Origin of the sequence: Rhodoblastus acidophilus, assembly GCF_025961575.1 — a bacterium.
GTDB lineage: Bacteria > Pseudomonadota > Alphaproteobacteria > Rhizobiales > Beijerinckiaceae > Rhodoblastus > Rhodoblastus acidophilus_C.
Genome location: NZ_JAOQNX010000004.1, coordinates 125987 through 149364, shown reverse-complemented (window position 1 = coordinate 149364; position 23378 = coordinate 125987). Strand labels below are relative to the sequence as shown.

The following is a 23378-nucleotide window of genomic DNA, read 5'->3' as shown; positions in this document are numbered from 1 at the left end:
CCCGGCCATCCACGCGGCGCCGCAGCGCGAGCGGTCGCAGAATTTTCCCTCGCGGTCCGGCGTGGATGCCCGGGACAAGCCCGGGCATGACGGACTGGGCTCGGAGGGCGCGATGGCCGGAGGGTTCACATGCTAACCCTTCTCATCGGCAACAAGGCTTATTCCTCCTGGTCGGCGCGGCCCTGGCTGCTGATGACCGCCCTCAAAATCCCCTTCGTCGAAAAAGTCATTCCGCTCTATGCGGAGGGATCGCGCGAACAGGCTTTGGCCTTCGCCCCGACCGGAAAAGTTCCGGTGCTGGTGGACGACGGGTTCGCGGTCTGGGATTCGCTCGCCATCGTCGAATTTTTGCACGAGCGTTTCCCCGACAAAAACGTCTGGCCCGCGGATGCGCAGAAACGCGCTCGCGCACGCGCGCTTTGCGCTGAAATGCATTCCGGCTTTCAGGGGCTGCGGCAGGCCTGCCCGACCAATTTCCGCCGCGCCCCGCGCGCAAAACCGCTCGAACTCGACGACACAGCGCGCGAAAATCTGGCCCGCATCGACGCGATCTTTTCGCAGGCCGAGGGCCCCTTCCTGTTCGGCGACTACAGCGCCGCCGACGCCTTTTTCACGCCGGTCGCCACGCGACTGCACATTTATAATCTGCCGATTTCGGCCAAGGCGCAGGCCTATGCCCAAAAACTGCTGGCGCATCCCGCCTATGAACAATGGCGGGAGGGCGCCAAGGCGGAAGACTGGGTGATCGAACGCTGGGAGACTCTCTGAGCGCAATCCGCGAGGTTTTTTTCACCTTTCTGCGCCTCGGGCTCACCTCGTTTGGCGGCCCGGTCGCGCATCTCAGCTATTTTCACGCCGAATGCGTGGTTCGGCGGCGCTGGCTCGACGACAAGACTTTTGGCGACATTGTCGCTTTGTGCCAATTCCTGCCGGGGCCGGCCTCGAGCCAGGTCGGCCTCTGCCTCGGGATGCGCCGCGCCGGTTTTTGCGGCGCCCTCGCCGCCTGGACCGGCTTTACCGCGCCCTCGGCGGCGCTGATGATTGGGTTCGCCCTCGGGCTGAACCTGATGAATTCAAAACCTTTTCTGCACGGGCTGAAGATCGTCGCGGTCGCCGTGGTCGCCCAGGCGGTCTGGGCCATGGCGCGCAAATTCTGCCCCGATTTTTTCCGCGCCGCCGTGGCGCTGACCGCTGCCGCCCTGGCGCTGGCCCTGCCCGGCGCGCCCGGACAGATCGGCGCGCTCGTCGGAGCGGCGGCGGCCGGATGGGCGGCGCTGCCGCCGCAAGCCGCGCCCGCCGCGCTCGACATTCTTGTGGACCGCCGCGTTGGCTTTTTCGCGGGCGCGTTGTTCCTGCTGCTCTTGCTTGGCCCGCTGGCGCTGTCTCTGTCGCCGGGCGCCGAAAAACTCGCCGCCATTTACCGGTCCGGCGCGCTGGTGTTCGGCGGCGGCCATGTGGTGCTTCCGCTGTTGCGCGAGGCGCTGGTCGCGCCGGGTTTCATCGGCGAGTCCGCCTTCATCGACGGCTATGGCGCGGCCCAGGCCTTGCCCGGACCGCTGTTCGCCTTCGCCGCTTATCTCGGCGCCGTCATGGACGGCGTTTGGGGCGGGTTGCTGGCGCTGGCCGCGATCTACCTGCCCGGCGTGCTGCTGTTGTTTGCGGCCCTGCCATTCTGGGCGCAGATCCGCGCCCATCCCGGCGCCTCCCAGGCGCTCGCCGGCGTCAACGCCGCCGTGGTCGGACTGCTGTTCGCCGCTTTTTGCACGCCGATCTGGACCTCGGCGATTTTCTCGCCGCGCGACGCCCTGCTGGCCGCCGGCGCCTTCGCCCTGCTGGTCTTCGCCAAGGCCCCGCCCTGGGCGGTCGTGCTCGGCGGCGCGGTCGCGGCTCAGGCGTTGCCCTGACGATAGCCCCCGGATAGACTGCAAAAATTGCCCGCTACACAAAAATAGGGAGGAGCGCGGCATGAAACAGGCTATTTCGCCGCAGCAGGCGGCGGAGATGGTTCCGGACGGCGCCGTCCTGATGATCGGCGGTTTCATGGGCGTGGGAAGCCCGCATCGCATCATCGACGCGCTGGTCGCCGCTGGCCGCAAAAATCTCACCGTGATCGCAAACGACACGGGAAAGCCGGATTTCGGCATCGGCCGCCTCATACGCGCCAATGCCATCGCAAAGGTCGTCGCCTCGCATATCGGCACCAATCCCGAGACGCAAAAAGGCATGATCGAGGGGCGCATCGATGTCGACCTCGTCCCCCAGGGCACGCTCGCCGAGCGTATTCGCGCCGGCGGCTATGGGCTGGGGGGCGTGCTCACCCGCACTGGCCTCAACACCATCGCCGCCAAGGGCCAGCGGGTCATCGAGATCGACGGCGAGGACTGGCTGCTGGCGACGCCGCTGAAGGCCGAATTCGCGTTGATCCACTGCGACCGCGCCGATTTCGTCGGCAATCTCACCTATGAGCTGACGGCGACCAATTTCAATCCGGTGATGGCGACGGCGGGCGCGACCGTGATCGCGGAGTCGCGTGAGATCGTGCCGGTCGGGCTCATCTCCCCCGACAATGTCAACACGCCCGGCGTGCTCGTCGATTATCTCATTCGCAGGGAGGCGCATCGTGTCGCCTGAGGAAATCATCCAGCGCCGCGTCGCGCGGGAACTGCGGCCGGGAACGCTGGTCAATCTCGGCATTGGCCTTCCCACCGGCATCGCCAGATACATCGATCCCGACCTGGGCATTCTGTTCCAGTCGGAAAACGGCATTGTCGGCATGGGCTCGCGCCCGCCCGAGGGCATGGAGGACGAGGAGCTGACCGACGCCGGCGGCTCCTTCATCACCGCCGTGCCCGGCGCGGCGACCGTGGATTCGACCCTGTCCTTCGGGCTGATCCGGGGCGGCCATCTCGACGTCACCGTGCTCGGCGGGCTGGAGGTGGACGAAAAGGGCCATCTCGCCAATTGGGTGGTGCCGGGAAAAATGGTGCCGGGCATGGGCGGCGCCATGGATCTCGTCGCCTGCGCGCGGCGCGTGATCGTCGCCATGCAGCACACCGCCAAGGGACGGCCGAAAATCGTGCCGACCTGCACGCTGCCGCTCACCGCCAACCGCCGCGTCACGCTTGTTGTCACCGATCTCGCGGTGATCGAGCCGACCGAGGATGGACTCGTCCTGCGCGAGCGCGCGCCGCGCGCGGCGGTGGAGGAGATCGTCGCGGCGACCTCGGCGAAGCTGATCATTCCCGACGATGTGCCGGAAATGGTTTTTTTGGACTGAGTTTTACGGCGGTCACAATCCGGCGCCAGACTTGTTCCGTTCGATTTTATCCGCGGCGAGGCAGGCATGGACGCCCATCAGCGCAAGATCGATCCGCTTAAGAAGGTATGGGACCCCGACGACCGCATCGGCGACATGCTTAAGGGCAAGCGCGGGCTGGTCGTCGGCGTGGCCAACGAAAATTCGATCGCCTATGGCTGCGCGGCGAAATTCCGTGGGTTCGGCGCCGAACTGGCGCTGACCTTCCCCGATGAGAAGGCCAAGCCGCACATCCAGCCGCTCGCGGAGCAGATCGAAGCCAAAATGCTGCTGCCGCTCGACGTGGAGCAGCCGGGCCAACTCGAAAACGTGTTCGAAACGATCGCGCGGGAGTGGGGCCGGCTCGATTTCGTCCTGCATTCCATCGCCTTCGCGCCCCGCGGCGACCTGCATGGCCGGCTTGTCGATTCCTCGCGCGAAGGTTTTGAGCGCGCCATGCGCGTCTCCGTCCATTCCTTCATCGAAATGGCGCGTCTGGCGGAGCCGCTGATGACCGAGGGCGGCGTGCTCCTGACCATGAGCTATTACGGCGCCGAAAAAGTCGTCCACCATTACAATGTGATGGGGCCGGTCAAGGCGGCGCTGGAATCCTCGACCCGCTATCTCGCGGCGGAGCTCGCGCCGAGCGACATAAGGGTCTTCGCGCTGTCGCCGGGGCCGATTCGCACCCGCGCGGCCAGCGGCATCGCCGGGTTCGACGATCTCGTCGACATGGCGGAATCGCGCAGCCCCGGCAAACGCCTGGTGGACATCGCGGAAATCGGACGCGTGGCGGCGTTCCTGATCGGCGGAGCCTCCTCCGGCATGACCGGCGACACCATTTATGTCGACGCCGGCCTGCATATCATGGCGTGAGGGGCGGCGGCGGCGCGCCTCGTCTGGGCTCCCCGGCGGGTTCGCCCCTGGCCATGAGCAAGACTTGCAGGCAGGCGTCAGCCTCGCGGAGATGATCGAGCGCGCGGGCGACGTCTGGCTTGCCGGCGCCGATCATGAGATCGGCAAGCGCGAAACGAAGATGGATCGCGGCGATGTCCCGCAGCGCGATCTCGGACTCATCCATCTGCGCCTCCCGATCGTGTTGTCATGAAAACGGCTGTGCGGCCAAGCTCAGGGAAACACGCGCCGCCACGCAAGGGAACGCATTTCCTCTAGGTGTTTTCCACAAGAAGCGAGGCGAGCAGCACCGCCATATGGACCGGTTTTCTCCCGGCGCCGTCGGCGATCTGATGGCGGCATGAGAAACCGTCGGCCACCACTTCGTCCTCCGGCGCCGCCGTCCGCACCGCCGGCAGCAGGGCCAGTTCCGCCATTTTGCGCGCGGGCTCGAAATGTTCGGCCTCATAACCGAAGGCGCCGGCGCCGCCGCAGCAGCCGGTCTCCAGAATTTCGACCTCCAGCCCCTCGATCAGCGCCAGGGTCTTTTTCAGCGTCTTCATCACGCTGAACGCCTTCTGGTGGCAATGGCCGTGGACGACCACTTTTCCGTCGCGCTTTTTCAGCGGCAGTTTCAGGCCCTTGCGCTGCGCCTCGCGGGCGAGGAATTCTTCGAGGAGATAGAGGTTCTTGTTGAGCCGGCTGACCTCGGCGCCGAGGCCCAGGCTGAAGAATTCGTCGCGCATCGAGAGCAGGCAGGACGGCTCGAGGCCGATCACCGGCAGGCCCCTGTCAAAGGCCGGCGCCAGCGCCTTCAGAATGCGCTGCGCCTCGAACCGCGCTTTCGACACCATGCCCATCGACAGATAGGTGCGCCCGCAGCACAGGCCGCGATTCGGTTCGGGATCGTCGGGCGCGGGTTTGGCGATGGAGACGCGATAGCCGCCGGCGACCAGCACTTTGATCGCGCTTTCCGCCACCAGCGGATCGAAATGTCGGGCGAAGGTGTCGACCAGCAGGACGACCTCGCCGCGCTCGCCCGAGCCCTGCGGTCCCGGGTCTTCAAACGGTTTTTTGGCGGGCGGCGGCAACGGCCGTTTCGCGGTAAGCCCCAAAAACTTTTCGCCGGCCCAGGCGAGCGGCGGAAAGGCGTTGCGCGCCAGCGCCAAAAGCCGCAGCGCGCCGCGCCAGCGGGCCAGCCATTCGGGCAGGCCGCCCATCAGGCGATTGCGGAAAGGGATGCCGGCGACCTCGTTGCGCTGCGCCAGAAATTCGGTCTTGATCAGGACCATGTCGACGGCGCTGGGACATTCCTTCTTGCAGGCCTTGCAGGACACGCACAGGTCCATGGCGGCGGCCAATTCCGGCGCCGCGAAGGCGTTTTCGCCATAGTCGCCGTTGAGCGCGGCCTTGAAGGCGGCGACCCGGGCCTCCGTCGATTGGGCGGCGTCATGGGTGATGCGGTAGGAGGGGCACATCACCCCCCTGCCCTCGCGCTGGCATTCGCGATTGTGCATGCACACCGCCACCGCCTTGGCGTAATTGCCGCCGCGCGTGGGAATGCCCGAATAGGCGTCGCCAATGCCGTAAGTGTCGTAACCCGACCAGTCCAGATGCGTTTTCATTGCATGACGACCAAGCAAGAAACCCGCCACAGCTTTTCGCGCGCTGCGGCGGCCGCAGGTCCAGGAGGCGGGTTGACAGGGACGCGCGTCCTCCTCAGATGCAGTCAGGATTGGCGAGGGCAAGGCGCAAATGTTCAACAATGACGATGTGATCGCGGTTTTGCGGGGCGTGGCGGGACCGGACGGGCGCACGCCCCTTCCGGAAACCGGCGCGATCTCAGGCATTTCCATCCGTGACGGAAAAGTGTTCGTGTCGATCGCGGTCGAGCCGGCCCAGGCGCGCGGCGCCGAGCCGATGCGCGCCGCCGCCGAAGCCGCGCTGCGCCGCCTGCCCGGCGTCGCCGGCGCCAGCGTCGTGCTCACCGCCGAACGCGCTCCCGGCGCAGCCCCGCCGGCCCGCCAGCCCGCGCATCCCGCCTCCAAGGGGCCGGGACAGGAGGGGGTGAAGCGGGTGATCGCCGTCTCCTCCGGCAAGGGCGGCGTGGGAAAATCGACCACGGCGGCGAATCTCGCCATTGGCCTGGCGCGGCTCGGGTTGAAGGTCGGCCTGCTCGACGCCGACGTGTTCGGACCCTCCGTGCCGAAACTTTTCGCGCTGGACCAGCGGCCGGAGACCTCGCCGGACGGCAAGACCATGATTCCGCTGGAAAAGTACGGCGTGCAATTAATGTCAATCGGCTTCCTCATCGCCCAGGATCAGGCGGTGGTGTGGCGCGGCCCCATGGTGATGTCGGCGATTTCGCAATTGCTGCGCGACGTCGCCTGGGGGGAACTCGACATTCTCGTCGTGGACATGCCGCCCGGCACCGGCGACGTGCAGCTGAGCCTCGCGCAGAACGCGCAACTCTCCGGCGCCATTGTCGTGTCGACGCCGCAGGACCTCGCGCTGATCGACGCGCGGCGCGGCATTTCCATGTTCAATCAGGTGAACGTGCCGATTCTCGGCGTGTTCGAAAACATGTCCTATTTCCTCTGCCCGCATTGCGGCGGACGCTCGGAGATTTTCGCCCATGGCGGGGCGCGGGCGGCGGCGGAAAAGGCCGGCGTGCCGTTCCTGGGCGAAGCGCCGCTCGACATGGCGATCCGCGAAGGCTCGGACGACGGCCGCCCGGTGGTGGCGACGGCGCCGGACTCGCCGCAAGCCGCGCCCTATATGGCGCTGGCGGAAAAGGTGCGCGACGCGGTGGCCGCCGAGGCGCCAAAGGGTCCGAAGATTTCCATCGGGTAGCTGAAAGACCTCAGGTGAAGCGGGCGTCGACCTGCTTCACCGCCGGCGCGGAGCCGCCGACCGCGATCAGCTCGGCCAGCTCCGCCGCCCCAAGCCCGCGCTCGATCCGGAAGGTCATCACGCCGTCCCGCGCGGGGCCGTCGAGCGCGCAGAGCGCTGCCAGAGCTTTGTCAAACATCAGAGCATAAGCGGTCTTGTCGGCGCCCGGCAGGTTTTTCGACGCGAACAGATCGGCGCCTGGACGGGTCAGCTCCAGCACAATTTTGTCGCCGTCCGCGCGCGCGCGAAAAATGTCGTCCTCGTCGCCGAGCCATTTGGCGGGGTCGACCGCGATGCTCGTGCTCAGATTGGCGTGCGGGAACGCACGCGGCGCAAATGTCGTCGGGCCCGCCGGGACGACCGGCGCCATGGAAAACGTCGCCGGGAAGAACAGATCGATGCGCGCGCCGATCCAGGCCAGCCATTGCGCCCGGTCCATGCCCTCGACACCGAGCACAAAATTCCGGTCGTCCTTGTCCGTGAACACAGGCTTTCGCGGATTGAGCGGCTTTTCCAGCATTTTCTTGGCCCGGTCGCGCCAGATCCGCGCCTGCGCGTCGAGCGCCGCCGCGCTCCAGTCGAGGCGGACCACGCCGCCCTTGAGGCCGCCGAGCTTCGGCTCGCCTGGAAGGCGCGCCACTGCGGCTTCGAGTTTTTCGACATCCTCGGGGCGGCGCAATTTCACCGTCAGCCCCGCCGGTTCGGCCGAAATCTCGGCGAAAAACGTGGCGCCGAACATCCGCTCCAAACTTTCGCGCAGGCGGCGGGCGAACAGGGCGCGCAGGCGCGCGTCATCCACCTGGAAGGCGATCTCCGCCCGTTTCGGCGACGGCGCGGCAAAAGCCGGCGCGGACAGCGCCCCGAGCAGCAGCAGGCGGCGATTGATCAACGGAGCGCTCATGGCGCCATGATAGGCCGCAAACGCGAAAAAGTTGAGCTTGGGCGACAAAGGGGGCATAGAGCCGGCATGACCGACACTTATCTCCTCCAGCGCATCGCCGAAGCCCTCGAGCGCATGTCGCCGCCGCCGCCGAAAAAGCCCGCCTTCGATGTCGCGCAGGCTTTTGTGTGGCGCGCCGAGAGCCAAATGCTGTCTCCCGTGCGAAAAGTCAGCCGGGTCGAACTGTCGCTGCTGCGCGGCGTCGATCTCGCCCGCGACCAGCTTCTGGGCAACACAGAGCGGTTTGCGCGAGGCTTGCCCGCAAACAATGTGCTGCTGTGGGGCGCGCGCGGCATGGGCAAGTCGTCGTTGGTCAAGGCGGCGCATGCGGAGGTGGATGCGCGGCTGGCGGGGACGAAAGCCTATCGCGGCCTGAAGCTGATCGAAATCCACCGCGAGGACATCGAATCTCTGCCGCTGCTGATGGGCCTGCTGCGCGAGGATGCGCATCGCTTCATCGTGTTTTGCGACGACCTGTCGTTCGACAGCGGCGACGCCTCGTATAAGTCGCTGAAGGCGGCGCTGGAGGGCGGCATCGAGGGGCGCCCGGACAATGTGCTGTTCTACGCCACCTCCAACCGTCGTCACCTGCTGCCGCGCGAAATGGTGGACAACGAACGCTCCACCGCGATCAATCCCGGCGAGGCGACCGAGGAAAAAGTGTCGCTGTCGGATCGGTTCGGCCTGTGGCTCGGCTTCCACAAGTGCAACCAGGACGAATTCTTGGACATGGTGTTCGGCTATGTCGCGCGCTACGGGTTGGAGGCGCCGGCGGAGCAGATTCGCGCGGAAGCGCTGGAATGGGCGATCACCCGCGCCTCGCGCTCGGGCCGCACGGCCTTCCAATATATTCAGGACCTCGCGGGCCGCTTGGGAAAAACGCTGGACTGATCGGCGCGCGCCGAGATCAGCGGGCGCCCTGCAGACGCGCCAGCAGGCTCGTCCCCGCCGAGGGCGGCGGCCGGCGCAACGCGTCGAGCGCCGCCTGACCACGCAGGCGCAGCAGCGCGACAATATCGTCTTGAAATCCGGGACCTCCGGCGATCTGCTCCGCCTCTTGCGCGCTCGCGCCGAGCTCGCGCAGCAGGTCGCGATAGAAGGCGATGACAGCGAGAATGTCGCCTCCAACGGCTTGTTCGCGCGCCTTCAGCGAATCCGCCTCGGCCAGCCGCGCCTTGAGTCTTTCGCGGTGGCGTTTCTGCTTTTGCGCGCCCGTCAGCGGCCTCTCGCCCAATCTCCGCATCTGTCCCCCGTCTCCATTGGCGTTGCCGAATCGGCGCGGAGTCAAGGTCGCCGTTTTGTCAATCACGTAACGTAACCATTGATAGGGTTGCGTTACCAAGATTGACGAAAGACGAGTCGGTTTTTACTTCAGATCAACATTCTTCTTGCAGAACCAAGAGGGAACATATAACGTCCGTTCATGATTTGTTTAAGCGATTCCCTCCGCTAACTCAATGCGAAGCGGGGAGAAGGTCCGCGTGGTCGCTGCTTGAGGTCGTTCATGCTCACGAAGAAACAAAGCGAGTTGTTGCGCTTCATCAACCAGCGCCTGAAGGAAAGCGGCGTGCCGCCGTCCTTCGACGAAATGAAGGACGCGCTCGACTTGCGCTCCAAATCCGGAATTCACCGGCTGATCATGGCCTTGGAGGAGCGCGGCTTCATTCGCCGTCTGCCCAACCGGGCGCGCGCGCTGGAGGTGCTGCGCCTGCCCGAATCCGCCACGCCCTCGACGCCGCGCGGGAAATTCGAGCCGAGCGTGATTCCCGGCAATCTCGGCAAGGTCCGGCCGATCCAGGCCGGCGAAGAGGCCGAGCGGAACAATGTCGCAATCCCCGTGATGGGCCGCATCGCCGCGGGCACGCCGATTTCCGCCCTGCAGACCCGCTCGCATTCGATTTCGCTGCCGCCAGACCTGCTCGGCAATGGCGAACATTACGCGCTTGAGGTGCGCGGCGATTCGATGATCGAGGCGGGCATTCTCGACGGCGACACCGTGGTCATCAAAAGACAGGACACCGCGGAATCCGGCGACATCGTCGTCGCCCTGATCGACGAGGAGGAGGCGACATTGAAGCGCCTCCGCAAACGCGGGGCGTCGATCGCGCTCGAGGCCGCCAATCCCGCCTATGAGACGCGCATTTTCGGGCCGGACCGCGTCGCCATCCAGGGCCGGCTGGTTTCACTGGTGCGGAAATATTGACGCGATGGGTCGGGGTTCGCGCAGATTGATGCGCGCGGATGAGCGAGGGTCGCGCCGATCGCGGTGCGGGGAGCTGCATCCGATACGAAGAAACGCCCTGACGAGTCGCCTTGCCGCGCCGCGTTCATGGCCGGTACAAGCACGGCCATGACGATACTCTTTTGAATCGCTTAACGGTTGTCGCGTGCTCGCGGAGCCGATAACGGCCGATCAGGGGCGGCGGGACGCGCTGCCGCGCATGACCGCCAAGCCCGACGCCATGGCGACGACACACAGCGACATGAAGATTTGAACCGGCCAAGAGCCCGGAAAGCCGCCGGGAAAACTGGGGATGTGGCTGGACATGCTGAAATGCAGCGTCGCTCCGGGACGATCGGGGTGGCGGGGTTCGTCCAGCTTGGCTTGCAGCCGCGCCAGCGCGGCTTCGGCCGCCTTGCGCTCGCCCTCGGTGACGGCCCCGCGCCGAAGCGCCTCGACCTTGCGCACGCGTTCCCGCAACTCGCTCTTGCTCGTCATCGAAAAGCCCTCGTTGCGCCATGAGGCCATGGCGAAGCTCGCCCGTCAATCCGCGATCGCCGAGATCGCGCAAAAATAAGTCGTTAGAGCATTTTCGAGCGAACGAGGGTCGCGTGAAGAAAATGCGTAGACCTAAGCGCTCTAGGCGGCGGCGCGGGCGTTTTCCGCGTGCAGCAGCGCCTGGATGTGGCGGCATTGGCGCACAATGTCCAAAGCGTCCGGGGCGACCCGGGCGCAGGCCGGATCGCGCGCAAAAATCTTGAGGACGGCGATGTCCTCGTCGTCGAAGACGACATCGAGCAGGTCGAGGTCCTCGAAATCCTCTTCGAGCACGAGGCCGTTGTAGCGCGCGGCCAGACGCTCGCAGAAATCGACGGCGGCGCGCATCAGCGGCTCCCAGGCGCAGCCGAGCGCCGGCGGCAGGGTGTCGCGCTCACCATAGAACGCGTCGGCATTGGCGCTGACGCGGTCGAGCAGGTCGCAAGCCCGGGGGATCATCCTGAGATCGTCGAGGATGTAATCGGCGAGATGTACAATTCGGCCCGACATTGGCGTCCTTCGATTGAGCTCAGCCCTAGTGATAACAGAAATGTGATCGCCGCGGCAAGCTTGGCCTCAAAACGCCTCTCCCGCCGGGGCGCCGCGTGCAAAACCGCGCCAGCGCGATTTGGGCGGTCGCGACCACGGACGGTCCTCGCCGGGCGCCCGAGCCGTGCGCCACACGACGGTCTCGCCCTCGAATCGCAGCGCCACCGCCCCGGTTGTCGCGAGCCTTGCGCGGTCGAGGACAATCGGCGCGGCGCAATAATCGGGCGCGTCGAGCGGCGTAATCACGATTTTGGCGCGGGCGCAGTCCTCGGGAAAGGCTTCGGCCTCCAGCACCAGCGCCACCGCCGCGCCATTGCGGGCGAGCGCCGCGCAGCCGAGCTTGTCGCAGCGGCCCGCCGCTTCGGGCTTTTGCCGGTCGTCGCCGTCGGCGCGCAGCCATTGCTCCGCGGCGAAGGCGTTCCGGCTTCGCCCGAGGGTCGCCAACGCACCGCTCGCGTCCCGCAACGCGGCGCTGTCGCCGGTCGGCGGAACGGCGATATCGAATTTTTCGCCGCTCGCCGCGCCCGCCAGGCCAAGAGCCAACAAGGGAAAGGCCGTGAGGCGCATCGGACGGCTGCGCCACAGCAGCGCCGACAACACGGCCAGCGACAGAAACACGATGGACCAGGGTGCGAAGGCCGGCAGGGCTAGATTCGACCCCGGCGCCGCGCCGATCCATCCGGCGACGCGCATGATCGCCGCGATCCCCAGGCCCAGCCAAGCCCAGATCGGGCCGTCCAGGCCGACAAGGGCGAGCGCCGAGCCCAGCAGCGCCGCCGGCACCGCGAAAAATTCGATCAACGCGAGCGTCAGCGGATTGCCGATCAGCACGTAAGGGCTGAGTTCGTGGAAATCATGGGCCATGAACGACGCCGTGGCCGAGGTGGCGCAAAAGGTGGCGGCCAGCGCGCCGCCCACGCCCGAGTTCAGCGCCGCCCGCCAGCCTTCCGCCTCGCCCGGGGGCGGCCGGGCGCGCGCGCGCGCTTCATAGACCGCCACCAGCGCCGCCACCGCCGCGAAGGACAGTTGAAAGCTCGCGCCGAGCAGGGCTTCCGGCTCGGTGACGAGGACGACGAGGGCGGCGAGCGCGAGATTGCGCATGGTCAGCGCCGGACGGTCGGCAAGCACGGCGCCGAGCAGGATCAGCGTCATATAGAGCGCGCGCTCCGAGCCGACCCGCGAGCCCGTGAACAGCGCATAGCCGCAGGCGCCCGCCATGGCGAGCGCCGCCGCCCATTTCTTGATCGGGTGATTCAGGGCGAGGACGGGAATCCGGGCGAGCAGCGCGCGAAAGCCGACGAAGAAAACGCCCGCGACCAGCGTCATCTGCACGCCTGAGATGGTGATGATGTGGAAAATGCCAGCGCGGCGAATGGTTTCACGCGCCTCTTCGGACAACAGATCGCGCTTGCCGGTCACCATGGCCGCGGCGATGGCCCCGTTGTCGCCGCCCACCGCCTGATAGACCCGCTGGGCCAAGATGTTGCGCGCGCGGTCGATGGCGGCGAAAAAGCGCAGTCTTGCGGGCGGCGGCGCCGGCGGCGGCGCGATCTTCTCCGCCGCGCCCAAAAGACTGCCGACGCCGCCGATGCGCGCGAAAAAAGCGTCGCGGGCGAAATCGTAGCCGCCCGGCAGCGAGGCTTTGGGCGGCGGCAGGGCGCGGATCTTGGCGGCGACGAAATCGCCCGCCGCGACGCCCGGCGGGCCGCGTGTGCTCAGCCGCAGGCGGAATGGGGTCGCGCCGGGACTCACGCCCTCCATTTCGGCGACGCGCAAAACGATTCTCGCGCCTTGCGGACGAGGGTCGACTTCCTCGACGAAGCCGGCGACCTCGCCGATGAACACGCGCTGCAACACGGGCGCGTCCACCCGCGCCACGCGCCAGCCGGCAAAAACCTGGCCAGCGAAGAAAGCGGCCAGCGCGATCAGCGGCAGCATCAGCGCGCGGCGGGCGCGGGCGAGCGCCGCAAACAGGGCGAAGGCGGCTGAGAGCGCGGCGATCAGCCAAAGGCGGGGCTCGGTCGGCGCGAGAATATGGGCGATCGCCCCTGCCCCGGCGCAAACCGGCAGCCAGAGAAAGAACCGCCGCTCGCTCCATTCCTCCTCAAAAGCCGCGGCGATCCGCGCGCCAAATGTGTCAATAAAGGCTCGTGCGGCAAAGCCCGGCGCGCGGCCGAGAGGGGCGCGCGCGAAAAAGTCTCCCGATGCGCTCGTCGTCAGCCCCTTTTTTTGCGCGTTTGCCCCATGCTAGGAGGGGCGCGCGCGGCGCGACACCAACCGGCCGCGCGAAACCGAAGGAAAATGTCCGAGATGATCACGCGCTTCGCCCCCTCGCCCACCGGCTATCTGCACATCGGCGGCGCGCGCACCGCCCTGTTCAACTGGCTGCTGGCCCGCCAACAGGGCGGCAAGATGCTGCTGCGCATCGAGGACACGGATCGCGAACGCTCGACCGACGCCGCCATCGCCGCGATCATCGACGGCATGCAATGGTTGGGGCTGACCTGGGATGGCGACACGATCTACCAATTCGCCCGCGCCGGCCGCCACCGCGAGGTCGCCGAGGCCATGCTCGCCAAGGGCGCGGCCTACAAATGCTACGCCAGCGCCCAGGAGCTGGAGGAGATGCGCGATCTCGCCCGCAAAGAGGGGCGCCCGCCGCGCTATGACGGGCGCTGGCGCGAGCTGGGCGGCACCCAGGCCGAAGCCGACGCCCTTGCGGAAGGCCGCAAGCCCGTGGTGCGGCTGAAGGCGCCGCGCGAGGGTGAAACGGTGATCCAGGACAAGGTGCAGGGCGAGGTCCGCTTCCCCAACAAGGACCTCGACGATCTCATCCTGCTGCGTTCGGACGGGACGCCGACCTACATGCTGGCCGTGGTGGTGGACGACCACGACATGGGGGTGACCCAGATCATCCGCGGCGACGACCATCTCACCAATGCCGCGCGGCAGACACATATCTATCAGGCCATGGGCTGGGAGGTTCCCGCCTTCGCCCATATCCCGCTGATTCACGGACCGGACGGCGCAAAACTGTCCAAGCGCCATGGCGCGCTCGGCGTCGACGCCTATCGCGCCATGGGCTATCTGCCGGAGGCGCTGCGCAATTATCTGGCGCGGCTCGGCTGGAGCCAGGGCGACCGCGAATTCTTTTCGACGCCCGACCTGATCGAAGCCTTTTCGCTCGACCAGGTGCACCGTTCGCCCGCGCGATTCGACTACGCCAAGCTCGAAAACATGAACGGCCAGTATATGCGCGCGACTTCGGACGAGGCGCTGCTGGCGATCTTTTTGGAGACGCTACCCTATCTGCCCAATGGCGAAGCGCTTGCCGCGCAGGTCGACGAGACGAAAAAGGCGCAACTCCTGCGCTCGATGGCCGGCTTGAAGGAGCGCGCCAAAACCCTGGTCGAACTGGCCGACGGAGCAAATTTCCTGTTCGCGCAGCGCCCGCTCAGCTACGACGCCAAGGCGACCGAGATTTTAAAACCCGAAGCCAAGGCGCATCTCGCCGCGCTGGCTCCGCGATTCGCGGCGCTGACGGACTGGACGGCGGCGGCCACGGAAGAGGTGGTGCGCGCCTATGTGGCGGAAACCGGCGCAAAACTTGGGCAGGTCGCGCAGCCGCTTCGCGCCGCGCTGACCGGGCGCGGGACCTCGCCGGGCATTTTCGACGTGATCGAGGTTCTGGGCCGCGAGGAGGCGCTGGGTCGCATTGCGGACGCGGCGGCCTGAGCGCCGCCGCGCGGCGCCCATTGGTCTAAGGCGCGTCATCTTGCCCCAGGCCCGCAACTAAGCTAGTCAGGGCGGCGCACAATTGACGCGGCTCTACCGTCCAGCCCTCCCGGTGATGGGGAATAAGGCTCGCCCGGGGCGCTCCCCGAACGGCAGACGCGACTTCGATGACTGCAAAGGGGCGATGTCATGGGCGATTCAGCAAAATTCACGATCGGCGACAAAGTTGTAGACATGCCGGTCTCGCACGGGTCGGTGGGACCGGCCGTGGCCGATATCGGCAAGCTTTACGCGCAGACCGGAATGTTCACCTACGATCCGGGCTTCACCTCGACGGCGTCCTGCGAGTCGAAAATCACCTATATCGACGGCGACGCCGGCGTGCTGCTCTATCGCGGCTATCCGATCGAACAGCTTGCCGAAGGCGGCGATTTTCTTGAGACCTGCTATCTGCTGCTGAACGGCGAACTGCCGACCGCGGCGCAGAAGGCGGAATTCGACTATCGCATTTCGCGCCACACCATGGTGCACGAGCAGATGGCCCGGTTCTACCAGGGTTTCCGCCGTGACGCCCATCCGATGGCGGTCATGGTGGCGTGCATCGGCGCGCTCTCGGCCTTCTATCACGATTCCATCGACATCACCGATCCGGTGCAGCGTCAGGTCGCGACCGTCCGCATCATCGCGAAAATCCCGACCATCGCGGCCATGGCCTATAAGTACAATATCGGCCAGCCCTTCATGTTCCCGAAGAACGACCTGGATTACACCTCGAACTTCCTGCGGATGTGCTTCGGCGTGCCCTGCGAGGAATACAAGGTCAATCCGGTCGTTTCGCGCGCGCTCGACCGCATCTTCATCCTGCACGCCGACCACGAGCAGAACGCCTCGACCTCGACCGTGCGTCTCGCCGGCTCCTCCGGCGCGAATCCCTTCGCCTGTATCGCCGCCGGCATCGCCTGCCTGTGGGGACCCGCGCATGGCGGCGCCAACGAGGCGGCGCTGAAGATGCTGACCGAAATCGGCCATGTCGACAACATTCCGAAATTCATCGCCAAGGCCAAGGACAAGAACGATCCGTTCCGCCTGATGGGTTTTGGTCACCGCGTGTATAAAAACTACGACCCGCGCGCAAAACTGATGGCCAAGACCTGCCACGAGGTTTTGGGCGAACTCGGCATCAAGGACGATCCGCTGCTCGACGTCGCCGTGGAGCTGGAGCGCATCGCGCTGCACGACGAGTATTTCATCGAGAAGAAGCTCTATCCGAACATCGACTTCTATTCGGGCATCACCCTCAAGGCGATGGGCTTCCCGGTGTCCATGTTCACCGTGCTGTTCGCGCTGGCCCGCACCGTCGGCTGGATCGCGCAGTGGAAGGAAATGATCGAGGACCCGCACCAGAAGATCGGCCGTCCGCGCCAGCTCTACACCGGCGAACCGCAGCGCCAGTATGTGAAGATCGCCTCGCGCGGATGATGAAATTTTCTGCCCTCGCTTTCGCCGCCTCCGTCCTGTTTCAGGCCGGGGGCGGTCCCGCATTGGCCGACGACACGCTCAACGACAAGGCTTTTGATTGTCCCGCCTTCAAGGCGGTGATCGCCGCCGCGCCCGACGGGTTTTCGACTCTGCGCGCCGCCGTGGCGCGCGACGAGGACGGAGTTGCGGCTTATACCGTGTCCGCGCCGCTGTTTGGCGCCTGCGAAATCATCGACAAGAAGAAGATTGCGGAGATTTCCTACGCCTGCCAGGCGGAAAAACTCGATCTCGCCGATCTCAAGGCGACGCTCGATTCCTGCCTTGGGGAGACCGCGCAGCATTACGCCGCCAATGAAAACCCGAACACGCCCTATCTGCGCTACAATGTGCCGGTGGCCGGGCGGCAAGCGCGGGTGATCGCGCTGAAGACGTTTGGGAAGATTACCCTGGCGGTGTTCAACCCGCGCTGAGGGTTCGGAAATCCCGCCATGCGCACCCGAGCATCCACCGCAGGCGGATAAATCCTCACACCGTCATGGCCGGGCTTGTCCCGGCCATCCACGCGGCGCCGCAAGGCGAATTTTCACAGAATGATCTCTCGCAGGTCGGCGTGGATGCCCGGGACAGGCCCGGGCATGACGACATTGAGGTGCGTGGCTTTTCCGGCGGCGCGACCGGACCGAGGCCCGGTCGGTCGATCAGAGCTTGTCGACCTGGCCGTATTCCAGTTCGACCGGGGTGGCGCGGCCGAAAATCGACACCGCCACTTTGACGCGCGAACGGCTCTCGTCGACTTCTTCCACCAAGCCTTCGAAGGACGCGAACGGGCCGTCGTTGACGCGCACCTTTTCGCCGACATCGAAGCTGACCGACGTCTTCGGGCGCTCGACGCCCTCGGCGACCTGCCCCTTGATCCGCTCGGCCTCGTGGTCGGGAATCGGGAACGGCTTGTTGTCCTGTCCCAAAAAGCCGGTGACCTTGGGCGTGTTCTTGATCAGATGGAACACTTCATCCGACAGGTCGCATTTCACCAGCACATAGCCGGGGAAGAACTTGCGCTCCGCGTTGAACTTGCGCCCGCGACGGACCTCGACGACCTGCTCGGTCGGCACCAGGATCTCATCGAATTTTTCGATCAAGCCGCGCTGCGCCGCGCCTTCACGGATGGATTCGGCGACCTTTTTCTCAAAGTTCGAATAGGCGTGGACGATGTACCAGCGCTTGGTCATGAACGTTTCCTGTTAAATTCTTGCTCAGCGGCCGAAGCTGAGAATGAAGCCGACGAACAGTCGGATGAGCTGGTCGGCCGAAAGGAAGAACAGCGACGCCAGCACGACCATCAGCGCGACCATGCCGGTGGTGATCATGGTTTCGCGGCGCGTGGGCCAGGTCACCTTGGCGGCTTCGGCGCGGACTTCCTGGAGGAAAGTGAACGGATTTGCCATGACGGTTCCGACTGTGGATTCGGACCGCCGGTGAAGCGGTCGCGGGCTAAAAAAGTGGGCGCGGAACCTCTCGGTCGCGCGCCTCACATGGCTTTATAGCGAATGCGCGCGCGCGCGCCAAGCCTTTATTGACGTCTTATTGCGGCGGCTGGCGCTCCCGGGCCCGGCGGCGCGCACGACGAGCGAACTGGTTGAGCGCCTCCACCAGCACGGAAAAGCCGATGGCCGCGTAAATGAACCCTTTGGGGACGTGATAGCCAAACGCCTCCGTCATCAGGCTCATGCCGATCAGCAGCAAAAAGCTCAGCGCCAGCATCTTCACCGTCGGATTGGCGTTGATGAAGCGGCTGAGCGGCGCCGCCGCCACCATCATCATCAGAATGGCGAGCACCACCGCCGCGACCATGATTTCGAGATGGTCGGCCATGCCGATGGCGGTGAGCACGCTGTCGAGCGAAAACACGATGTCGAGAATGGCGATCTGGAAAATGGCCTTGGCGAAACTTTTGGCGGGGCGCGTCGTCCCCTCCTCCGGGTCGTCGGGGACGATTTCCTCATGGATTTCCTGCGTGCCCTTGTAGAGCAGGAACAGGCCGCCCAGCCCCAGCACGAGGTCGCGGCCGCTGAACGCATGGTCGAGCACAGTGAACAGCGGCGTGGTGAGATGCGCCAGCAGGAACATGCTCGACAGCAGGCCCAGGCGGAACAGGATGGCCAGCGCCAGGCCGAGCCGCGCCGCGCGCGCCCGCTTGTCCTCGGGAAGCCCCTGGGTCGCCAGCGCGACGAACACGAGATTGTCGACGCCGAGCACGATTTCCATGGCGGAAAGGCTCAGCAGGCTGATCCAGCCGCCTATGGTGGTGAAGGGGAGCAGAAGGTCCACTTGATGTCCTTGGGTGAGCGCCGCTTTTATCCCAATCAACGCGCCGCGGCGCAACTACCCTCCGACCGGCAGCCGCAAGGTGAAGGCCGCGCCGCCTTCGGGGCGATTGACGGCAAAAATGTCGCCGCCGTGCTCGCGGGCGATGGAATAGGAAATCCACAAGCCCAACCCCGTCCCCTCGCCCACGGTCTTGGTGGTGAAGAACGGCTCGAACATTTTGTCGAAGGCCGATTCGGGGATGCCGCCGCCATTGTCCTCGACAACGATCTCCACATCGCCGCCGAGGGCGTGGGCGCGCACGCTCACCACCCCGTCGACCCGCCCGCGCACGGCGTCGAGCGCATTGTCGATGAGATTGACGACGATCTGGTGAATCTGCCCCTCATTGCCCCACAGGGTGAGACCGGATTCGACATCGACGCCGATGCGCGCCTGATTCTTCTTCGACCGCGCCGCCCATTGCGCCGCCACCGCGACGATGCGCTCCACGTCGATCTTTTGCGCCTCATGGGCGCGGTTGAAGGAGAGACGGCGCAGGTTCTTGACGATTTCGCTGATGCGATGCGCGCCCTCCAGCGTGCCCTCGATCAACGGCGTGAGATCGGCGAGGATCGGTTCGATCCGGTATTTGGTTCGCAGCGCCGCCGCCGCCGCATCCTCCAGCTTTTCGGCCTCGGCGAAATAGTTCGACAGGTTCTTGCGGTAGCGCTCCAGCACATGGACGTTGCCGTAGACAAAACTGATGGGATTGTTCAGCTCGTGGGCGACGCCAGCGACGAGGCGGCCGAGGCTCGCCATCTTCTCCTGTTCGATCAGCTTCTTCTGCACGTGCTGCAGATCGAGGTGGGCCGTGTGCAAGGCCTGATAGGCGCGGCGCAATTCGCCGATCGGGCGTCCCGTGAGCACGGCGCCGACGCAGCGGCCGGTGTGATCGAAGCGACTGGAAAAATTGATCGCCATGACGTCGGTCGGACCGCTCGCGGTCGAAAACCGCAATTCGCAATCGCCAGCAGGCGCGCCCGCATGCAAGAACTGCCGCGCCAGGGCGCGGTCCTCTTCGACGATCACCTCCGGCAGAGGCGCGCCGATCAGCTTGGCTTCGCTGCGGCCCAGCAGGGTGACGAAGGCCGGATTCGCCTGGAGGATTTTGCCTTCAGCGTCGCAGACCGCCAAAATGTCGGAGACCGAGGCGATGACGCTGGAGATGAAGCTTTGCGCCTCCTCCAGCTCCGCGTTTTTGGCTTCGAGGTCGGATTCATAGCGCAGCAGGTCGGAATAGACCTCGTCGACGCGCTTGACGACCTCCTGCCAGACGGATTCCTGGCCATCCGAGAGTTCGCCATCCTCCCCGGCGCCCGCGAGCGCCAGAATGTTTTCGGGGCGCGACGGACGATCCGGGCTCATTGCTCATACCCCGAGGCGACGTCCTTTCGCAGATCGTAGCGATCGATTTTGGCGCGCAGGCCGACGCGCGACAGGCCGAGCTTTTCCGCGGCATGGCTGATATTGCCGGAGCAGGCGGCGAGCGTCCTCGAAATGGCGGCGCGCTCCAGCGCCTCCACCTGGTCCTTCAGCGTGGTGTGGCCGTTGAGGTTGATGCGGACATCGCCGCTCGCCACCCGCGCCGACAACAGATGCGCGGCGAGCGGCGCATCGGCTTCCGCCATCACCACCATGCGCTGAATCTCGTTGTGGAGTTCGCGCACATTGCCCGGCCACCCGTAAGCGCGCAGCAGGCGAAGCGTTTCCGGCGCGAAGCCCGGAATTTTCCGCCGGAATGCGCGGTTGACCTCGGCCAAAATGCTTTCGGCGATCAGCGGAATGTCGCCGCGCCGCTCCGAAAGCGCCGGCAGGTGCAGCGGAAATGCGTTGAGACGGTAAAAAAGGTCGCGGCGGAAACGCCCCTCCTCCACGTCGCTTTCCAGGTCGCGATTGGTGGCGGAGATGACGCGCACGTCGATCTTTCGCGAGCGCGTCGCGCCGAGCGGACGGATTTCGCGCTCCTGCAATACGCGCAAGAGCTTAACCTGGAAGGCCGGCGAGGTCTCGCCGATTTCATCGAGAAAGATGGTGCCGCCGTCCGCGAGTTCGAACAGGCCGATGCGATCCTGGTAGGCGCCGGTATAGGCCCCCTTCTTGCAGCCGAACAATTCGCTCTCCAACAATTCGTCGGGGAGCGCGCCGCAGTTTTCGACGACAAACGGCTTGTCGCCGCGCGCCGAACCGAAGTGGATGGCGCGGGCGAGCAGTTCTTTGCCGGCGCCGGAGGCGCCGGTGATCAGCACGGAAATGTCGTAGCCCGCCGCCTTGCGCGCCAGCGCCAGCGTATCGACCATGGGCCCCCGGGGGTCATGGACGATGCGCTCGAACTCGAACATTCTTTTCTGTTCGAGCCGCCGGTCCGACAGCATGCGGTTGAGGGTTCCGTGCGAGGGCTTGACGTCGCCGCCGCCGGGCCCCTTTTGCAAATGGTAGAGACGCACGGCGTCGCGCACGGTTTCGAGCAGTTTTTCCGGGCGCCAGGGTTTTGTTATATATTGATAAATTCCGGCCTCGTTGACGCCGGCGATAATGTCCTCGGATTCGGAAAAACCCGAGATGATCATGCGCACGGGATCGGGCCAGGTCTCGCGGACGCGGCGCAGGAAATCGACGCCGGATTCGCCGGGCATGCGCTGGTCGCACAAGATGGCCTGGACGAGGTCGCCGGCGAGGACGGCCTCGGCCTCCTGCGCATTGCTGGCGAGCAGCACGTCGAACTCTTCCGAAAGCACGCGCTTCAGCGATTCCTGCGAGCGCAATTCGTCGTCGACGATGAGAACGGCGCCGGACGTCATGCAATGTCTCTCCTTGGGCGAAGGGAGCGATGCAGCGCCAGATGCAACGGCGTCCGCGATTTCGCCACCTTGCGAATGAAATTGTGTCGGGCGACATGATAGGAAGGATCGAAGCCGAAGAAATTGCGCCGCATCTTTTCCAGCTCTTCCGCGCGATAGTTTTCCAGCGGCTTTGTCGCCTCGTCTTTTGTGCGGGCCGCTTGCTTGGCGGCGAGGCGTTCTGAAAAATCCGGCGCCGATGCAATGAATTGCACGTTTTCGCGCAATGCCGCTTCCGCCTCTTCCGGCGCCTCCGGCAAAATGATGTCTGCGAGGCCGAGACGCGCGGCTTGCGCGGCGCCCATCGGCAGCCGGTTCTGGGTGATCAGCCGCGCCTTTTCAACCCCGACGCGACGAGGCAGCAGATAGGTCCAGTATTCCGAGCCGTAAAGATTGCCCATGTCCTTGTAATGCGGGTTGAGGATCACGCCCTCGCGCATCATCACGACATCGGCGGCGAGCGCCAGAAACACGCCGCCGGCGCCGGCATTGCCGCGCAGCACCGCGACCACGAGACGGTCGTCAATGTCGAGCAGGGCTCGCACGCAATCGTTCATCGCCTCGATATTTTGCAGGGATTCCTCGGCCGCGCTTTGCGCCGCCTCGATCACGCCGAGATGCAGCCCATTCGACCAGTAGTCCGGCCCGCCGGTGAGCACGAGCACGCGGGTTTTGGCATCGCGCGCGGAAACAATTGCGGATTCAAACGCGCGGCAATCCGCGGCGCTCATCGCGCCATTGTGAAAAGCGAAATGCAGAAAACCGACGTCGCCGTCCTGCTCGTAACGGATGAGTGTTTGGGGTTTTTCCGGCAGGGCAGTGAAAGCGTCGCCGAGCATGTGCGCCGCCGGCAGTTTGAGCGAGCCTGCAACCGGCTCGCGCAAATGGCCGACCCACACCGCGCCGTCGCGCGCCGCTACCGCGACCGACTCGCCGCGCCGCGCCAGCAGCGTTCCGGGTTCAGCGGTGGGCAGACCGTCTGCAGGTTCCGCGTTGAACAACAGATAGTCGCGTCCGCCGAGTACGCCCGGCGCGCCCGGCGACCCGTCCGCCGAGCGGATTTTGCGCAGCACAGTGGCGAGCTCGTCGGCCGCCCAATCAATGCGGCGCAAGGCGCGCGGACAGGCGGGACGCATCGGCGTGAGCTCCGGCTGCGCCAGCGGGCGCTCGCCGTTTCGAAATTTTTCCAGCGCCTCGATCACGCATGCGACCGCGCCGCGCGTGACCTCGTGCCGGTAATGGCTCGACTTGCTCGCCGCGCGCATGGGGAAAGCGCGCGTCGCCCAGACCGGACCGGCGTCCAGTTCCGGCGCGGCTTCGAGCAGGGTCACGCCCCAATGTTCGCGACCCTCCAGGATCGCCCAGTCGAGCGCGGAGGGGCCGCGATCCCCCGGTGGCCCGGGATGCACGATCAAGCACGTGACGCGCCCGAGAACATCTTCGGGGATCGCCCGTTTGAGGAAGGGCGCGAGGACAAGATCGGGCTCGAACAGGTCCACGGCCTCGCGCAAAACCGCGTCGGAAATGTCGAACTCGACGCTGACCTCCTCGCCGCGCTCGCGCAACTCCACGAACAGCCTTTGCGTCAGGCTGTTGAAGGAATGGCAGAGCAGCAGGATACGCATGTCGAAA

At 65.6% G+C, this 23378-nt stretch carries 24 protein-coding genes; 11 read left to right on the top strand and 13 right to left on the bottom strand.

What is annotated here, in order from left to right:
- Window positions 1–129: 129 nt before the first annotated feature.
- From M2320_RS04270 to fabI, 5 genes are all read left to right on the top strand, one after another.
- Entirely contained in the window at window positions 130–768 is a 639-nt protein-coding gene (locus M2320_RS04270; protein WP_264596206.1) for a glutathione S-transferase family protein, read from the top strand.
- Window positions 711–1904: a chromate efflux transporter gene (gene chrA / locus M2320_RS04265; RefSeq protein WP_264596205.1), complete on the top strand. Its 1194-nt coding sequence runs from the start codon at window positions 711–713 to the stop codon at window positions 1902–1904. Before M2320_RS04270 ends, chrA begins: the two co-directional genes overlap by 58 nt.
- A 61-nt stretch (window positions 1905–1965) precedes the next feature.
- Window positions 1966–2631, top strand: coding sequence for a CoA transferase subunit A (locus M2320_RS04260; protein WP_264596204.1), 666 nt, complete (start codon window positions 1966–1968; stop codon window positions 2629–2631).
- Window positions 2621–3277 (top strand): 3-oxoacid CoA-transferase subunit B, encoded by a 657-nt coding sequence (locus M2320_RS04255; protein WP_264596203.1) that lies wholly within the window; start codon window positions 2621–2623, stop codon window positions 3275–3277. The genes M2320_RS04260 and M2320_RS04255 overlap by 11 nt, the downstream gene beginning before the upstream one ends.
- A 66-nt stretch (window positions 3278–3343) precedes the next feature.
- Window positions 3344–4171 (top strand): enoyl-ACP reductase FabI, encoded by an 828-nt coding sequence (gene fabI / locus M2320_RS04250; protein ID WP_264596202.1) that lies wholly within the window; start codon window positions 3344–3346, stop codon window positions 4169–4171.
- Here fabI and M2320_RS04245 read toward each other — a convergent pair.
- Complete coding sequence (locus M2320_RS04245) at window positions 4161–4376, bottom strand: hypothetical protein (RefSeq protein WP_264596201.1); 216 nt, start codon at window positions 4374–4376, stop codon at window positions 4161–4163. The genes fabI and M2320_RS04245 overlap by 11 nt on opposite strands.
- Window positions 4377–4464: 88 nt before the next feature.
- Window positions 4465–5814: a (Fe-S)-binding protein gene (locus tag M2320_RS04240; protein WP_264596200.1), complete on the bottom strand. Its 1350-nt coding sequence runs from the start codon at window positions 5812–5814 to the stop codon at window positions 4465–4467.
- 130 nt (window positions 5815–5944) lie between these two features.
- Here M2320_RS04240 and M2320_RS04235 point away from each other — a divergent pair, with 130 nt between their 5' ends.
- Window positions 5945–7042, top strand: a complete 1098-nt coding sequence (locus tag M2320_RS04235) for an Mrp/NBP35 family ATP-binding protein (protein WP_264596199.1) — start codon at window positions 5945–5947, stop codon at window positions 7040–7042.
- Window positions 7043–7052: 10 nt separating this feature from the next.
- Here the strand turns inward: M2320_RS04235 and M2320_RS04230 are convergent, their stop codons facing one another.
- Window positions 7053–7982 carry a hypothetical protein gene (locus M2320_RS04230; RefSeq protein ID WP_264596198.1) on the bottom strand — a complete coding sequence of 310 codons (930 nt, stop codon included), beginning with the start codon at window positions 7980–7982 and terminating at the stop codon, window positions 7053–7055.
- Window positions 7983–8048: 66 nt separating this feature from the next.
- Here M2320_RS04230 and M2320_RS04225 point away from each other — a divergent pair, with 66 nt between their 5' ends.
- Window positions 8049–8912, top strand: coding sequence for an ATP-binding protein (locus M2320_RS04225; protein WP_264596197.1), 864 nt, complete (start codon window positions 8049–8051; stop codon window positions 8910–8912).
- Between the two features lie 16 nt (window positions 8913–8928).
- On the opposite strand, the gene M2320_RS04220 is transcribed toward M2320_RS04225, so the two are convergent.
- Window positions 8929–9264 carry a hypothetical protein gene (locus M2320_RS04220; protein WP_264596196.1) on the bottom strand — a complete coding sequence of 112 codons (336 nt, stop codon included), beginning with the start codon at window positions 9262–9264 and terminating at the stop codon, window positions 8929–8931.
- 261 nt (window positions 9265–9525) lie between these two features.
- Here M2320_RS04220 and lexA point away from each other — a divergent pair, with 261 nt between their 5' ends.
- Complete coding sequence (gene lexA, locus M2320_RS04215) at window positions 9526–10224, top strand: transcriptional repressor LexA (RefSeq protein WP_184429124.1); 699 nt, start codon at window positions 9526–9528, stop codon at window positions 10222–10224.
- Between the two features lie 210 nt (window positions 10225–10434).
- Here lexA and M2320_RS04210 read toward each other — a convergent pair whose 3' ends face one another.
- From M2320_RS04210 to M2320_RS04200, 3 genes are all read right to left on the bottom strand, one after another.
- A complete protein-coding gene (locus M2320_RS04210) occupies window positions 10435–10770 on the bottom strand; it encodes a hypothetical protein (RefSeq protein ID WP_264596195.1) in 336 nt (111 codons plus the stop codon).
- Between the two features lie 111 nt (window positions 10771–10881).
- A complete protein-coding gene (locus M2320_RS04205; protein ID WP_264596194.1) occupies window positions 10882–11289 on the bottom strand; it encodes a hypothetical protein in 408 nt (135 codons plus the stop codon).
- A 66-nt stretch (window positions 11290–11355) separates the two neighbouring features.
- Window positions 11356–13548, bottom strand: a complete 2193-nt coding sequence (locus tag M2320_RS04200) for a ComEC/Rec2 family competence protein (protein WP_319801855.1) — start codon at window positions 13546–13548, stop codon at window positions 11356–11358.
- 81 nt (window positions 13549–13629) lie between these two features.
- Here M2320_RS04200 and gltX point away from each other — a divergent pair, with 81 nt between their 5' ends.
- The 3 genes from gltX (at window position 13630) to M2320_RS04185 (ending at window position 17012) form a co-directional block, all read left to right on the top strand.
- Window positions 13630–15063, top strand: coding sequence for a glutamate--tRNA ligase (gltX, locus tag M2320_RS04195; protein WP_264596193.1), 1434 nt, complete (start codon window positions 13630–13632; stop codon window positions 15061–15063).
- Window positions 15064–15252: 189 nt separating this feature from the next.
- Window positions 15253–16542: a citrate synthase gene (gltA, locus tag M2320_RS04190; protein WP_184429128.1), complete on the top strand. Its 1290-nt coding sequence runs from the start codon at window positions 15253–15255 to the stop codon at window positions 16540–16542.
- Complete coding sequence (locus M2320_RS04185) at window positions 16542–17012, top strand: hypothetical protein (RefSeq protein WP_264596192.1); 471 nt, start codon at window positions 16542–16544, stop codon at window positions 17010–17012. The genes gltA and M2320_RS04185 overlap by 1 nt, the downstream gene beginning before the upstream one ends.
- Window positions 17013–17240: 228 nt before the next feature.
- Here the strand turns inward: M2320_RS04185 and nusG are convergent, their stop codons facing one another.
- The 6 genes from nusG to M2320_RS04155 form a co-directional block, all read right to left on the bottom strand.
- Complete coding sequence (gene nusG, locus M2320_RS04180) at window positions 17241–17771, bottom strand: transcription termination/antitermination protein NusG (protein WP_184429132.1); 531 nt, start codon at window positions 17769–17771, stop codon at window positions 17241–17243.
- A gap of 24 nt (window positions 17772–17795) precedes the next feature.
- The gene (secE, locus tag M2320_RS04175; protein ID WP_155445027.1) at window positions 17796–17987 is read right to left on the bottom strand and encodes a preprotein translocase subunit SecE; all 192 of its coding nucleotides are present in this window, start codon (window positions 17985–17987) and stop codon (window positions 17796–17798) included.
- A 136-nt stretch (window positions 17988–18123) separates the two neighbouring features.
- Window positions 18124–18807 carry a TerC family protein gene (locus M2320_RS04170; protein ID WP_264596250.1) on the bottom strand — a complete coding sequence of 228 codons (684 nt, stop codon included), beginning with the start codon at window positions 18805–18807 and terminating at the stop codon, window positions 18124–18126.
- A gap of 117 nt (window positions 18808–18924) precedes the next feature.
- Window positions 18925–20274: a sensor histidine kinase gene (locus tag M2320_RS04165; RefSeq protein WP_264596191.1), complete on the bottom strand. Its 1350-nt coding sequence runs from the start codon at window positions 20272–20274 to the stop codon at window positions 18925–18927.
- Window positions 20271–21707 (bottom strand): sigma-54-dependent transcriptional regulator, encoded by a 1437-nt coding sequence (locus M2320_RS04160; protein ID WP_184429136.1) that lies wholly within the window; start codon window positions 21705–21707, stop codon window positions 20271–20273. Before M2320_RS04160 ends, M2320_RS04165 begins: the two co-directional genes overlap by 4 nt.
- Window positions 21704–23371 (bottom strand): hydrogenase maturation protein, encoded by a 1668-nt coding sequence (locus M2320_RS04155; RefSeq protein ID WP_264596190.1) that lies wholly within the window; start codon window positions 23369–23371, stop codon window positions 21704–21706. The genes M2320_RS04160 and M2320_RS04155 overlap by 4 nt, the downstream gene beginning before the upstream one ends.
- Window positions 23372–23378: the final 7 nt, after the last annotated feature.

Excerpts from the sequence above, each read along its gene's own strand:
- M2320_RS04270 (WP_264596206.1), top strand. The coding sequence starts at position 130 with ATGCTAACCCTTCTCATCGGCAACAAGGCTTATTCCTCCTGGTCGGCG.
- chrA (WP_264596205.1), top strand. The coding sequence starts at position 711 with ATGGCGGGAGGGCGCCAAGGCGGAAGACTGGGTGATCGAACGCTGGGA.
- M2320_RS04260 (WP_264596204.1), top strand. The coding sequence starts at position 1,966 with ATGAAACAGGCTATTTCGCCGCAGCAGGCGGCGGAGATGGTTCCGGAC.
- fabI (WP_264596202.1), top strand. The coding sequence starts at position 3,344 with ATGGACGCCCATCAGCGCAAGATCGATCCGCTTAAGAAGGTATGGGAC.
- M2320_RS04245 (WP_264596201.1), bottom strand. The coding sequence starts at position 4,376 with ATGGATGAGTCCGAGATCGCGCTGCGGGACATCGCCGCGATCCATCTT.
- M2320_RS04240 (WP_264596200.1), bottom strand. The coding sequence starts at position 5,814 with ATGAAAACGCATCTGGACTGGTCGGGTTACGACACTTACGGCATTGGC.
- M2320_RS04235 (WP_264596199.1), top strand. The coding sequence starts at position 5,945 with ATGTTCAACAATGACGATGTGATCGCGGTTTTGCGGGGCGTGGCGGGA.
- M2320_RS04230 (WP_264596198.1), bottom strand. The coding sequence starts at position 7,982 with ATGAGCGCTCCGTTGATCAATCGCCGCCTGCTGCTGCTCGGGGCGCTG.
- M2320_RS04225 (WP_264596197.1), top strand. The coding sequence starts at position 8,049 with ATGACCGACACTTATCTCCTCCAGCGCATCGCCGAAGCCCTCGAGCGC.
- M2320_RS04220 (WP_264596196.1), bottom strand. The coding sequence starts at position 9,264 with ATGCGGAGATTGGGCGAGAGGCCGCTGACGGGCGCGCAAAAGCAGAAA.
- lexA (WP_184429124.1), top strand. The coding sequence starts at position 9,526 with ATGCTCACGAAGAAACAAAGCGAGTTGTTGCGCTTCATCAACCAGCGC.
- M2320_RS04210 (WP_264596195.1), bottom strand. The coding sequence starts at position 10,770 with ATGGCCTCATGGCGCAACGAGGGCTTTTCGATGACGAGCAAGAGCGAG.
- M2320_RS04205 (WP_264596194.1), bottom strand. The coding sequence starts at position 11,289 with ATGTCGGGCCGAATTGTACATCTCGCCGATTACATCCTCGACGATCTC.
- gltX (WP_264596193.1), top strand. The coding sequence starts at position 13,630 with ATGTCCGAGATGATCACGCGCTTCGCCCCCTCGCCCACCGGCTATCTG.
- gltA (WP_184429128.1), top strand. The coding sequence starts at position 15,253 with ATGGGCGATTCAGCAAAATTCACGATCGGCGACAAAGTTGTAGACATG.
- M2320_RS04185 (WP_264596192.1), top strand. The coding sequence starts at position 16,542 with ATGAAATTTTCTGCCCTCGCTTTCGCCGCCTCCGTCCTGTTTCAGGCC.
- nusG (WP_184429132.1), bottom strand. The coding sequence starts at position 17,771 with ATGACCAAGCGCTGGTACATCGTCCACGCCTATTCGAACTTTGAGAAA.
- secE (WP_155445027.1), bottom strand. The coding sequence starts at position 17,987 with ATGGCAAATCCGTTCACTTTCCTCCAGGAAGTCCGCGCCGAAGCCGCC.
- M2320_RS04170 (WP_264596250.1), bottom strand. The coding sequence starts at position 18,807 with ATGGAAATCGTGCTCGGCGTCGACAATCTCGTGTTCGTCGCGCTGGCG.
- M2320_RS04165 (WP_264596191.1), bottom strand. The coding sequence starts at position 20,274 with ATGAGCCCGGATCGTCCGTCGCGCCCCGAAAACATTCTGGCGCTCGCG.
- M2320_RS04160 (WP_184429136.1), bottom strand. The coding sequence starts at position 21,707 with ATGACGTCCGGCGCCGTTCTCATCGTCGACGACGAATTGCGCTCGCAG.
- M2320_RS04155 (WP_264596190.1), bottom strand. The coding sequence starts at position 23,371 with ATGCGTATCCTGCTGCTCTGCCATTCCTTCAACAGCCTGACGCAAAGG.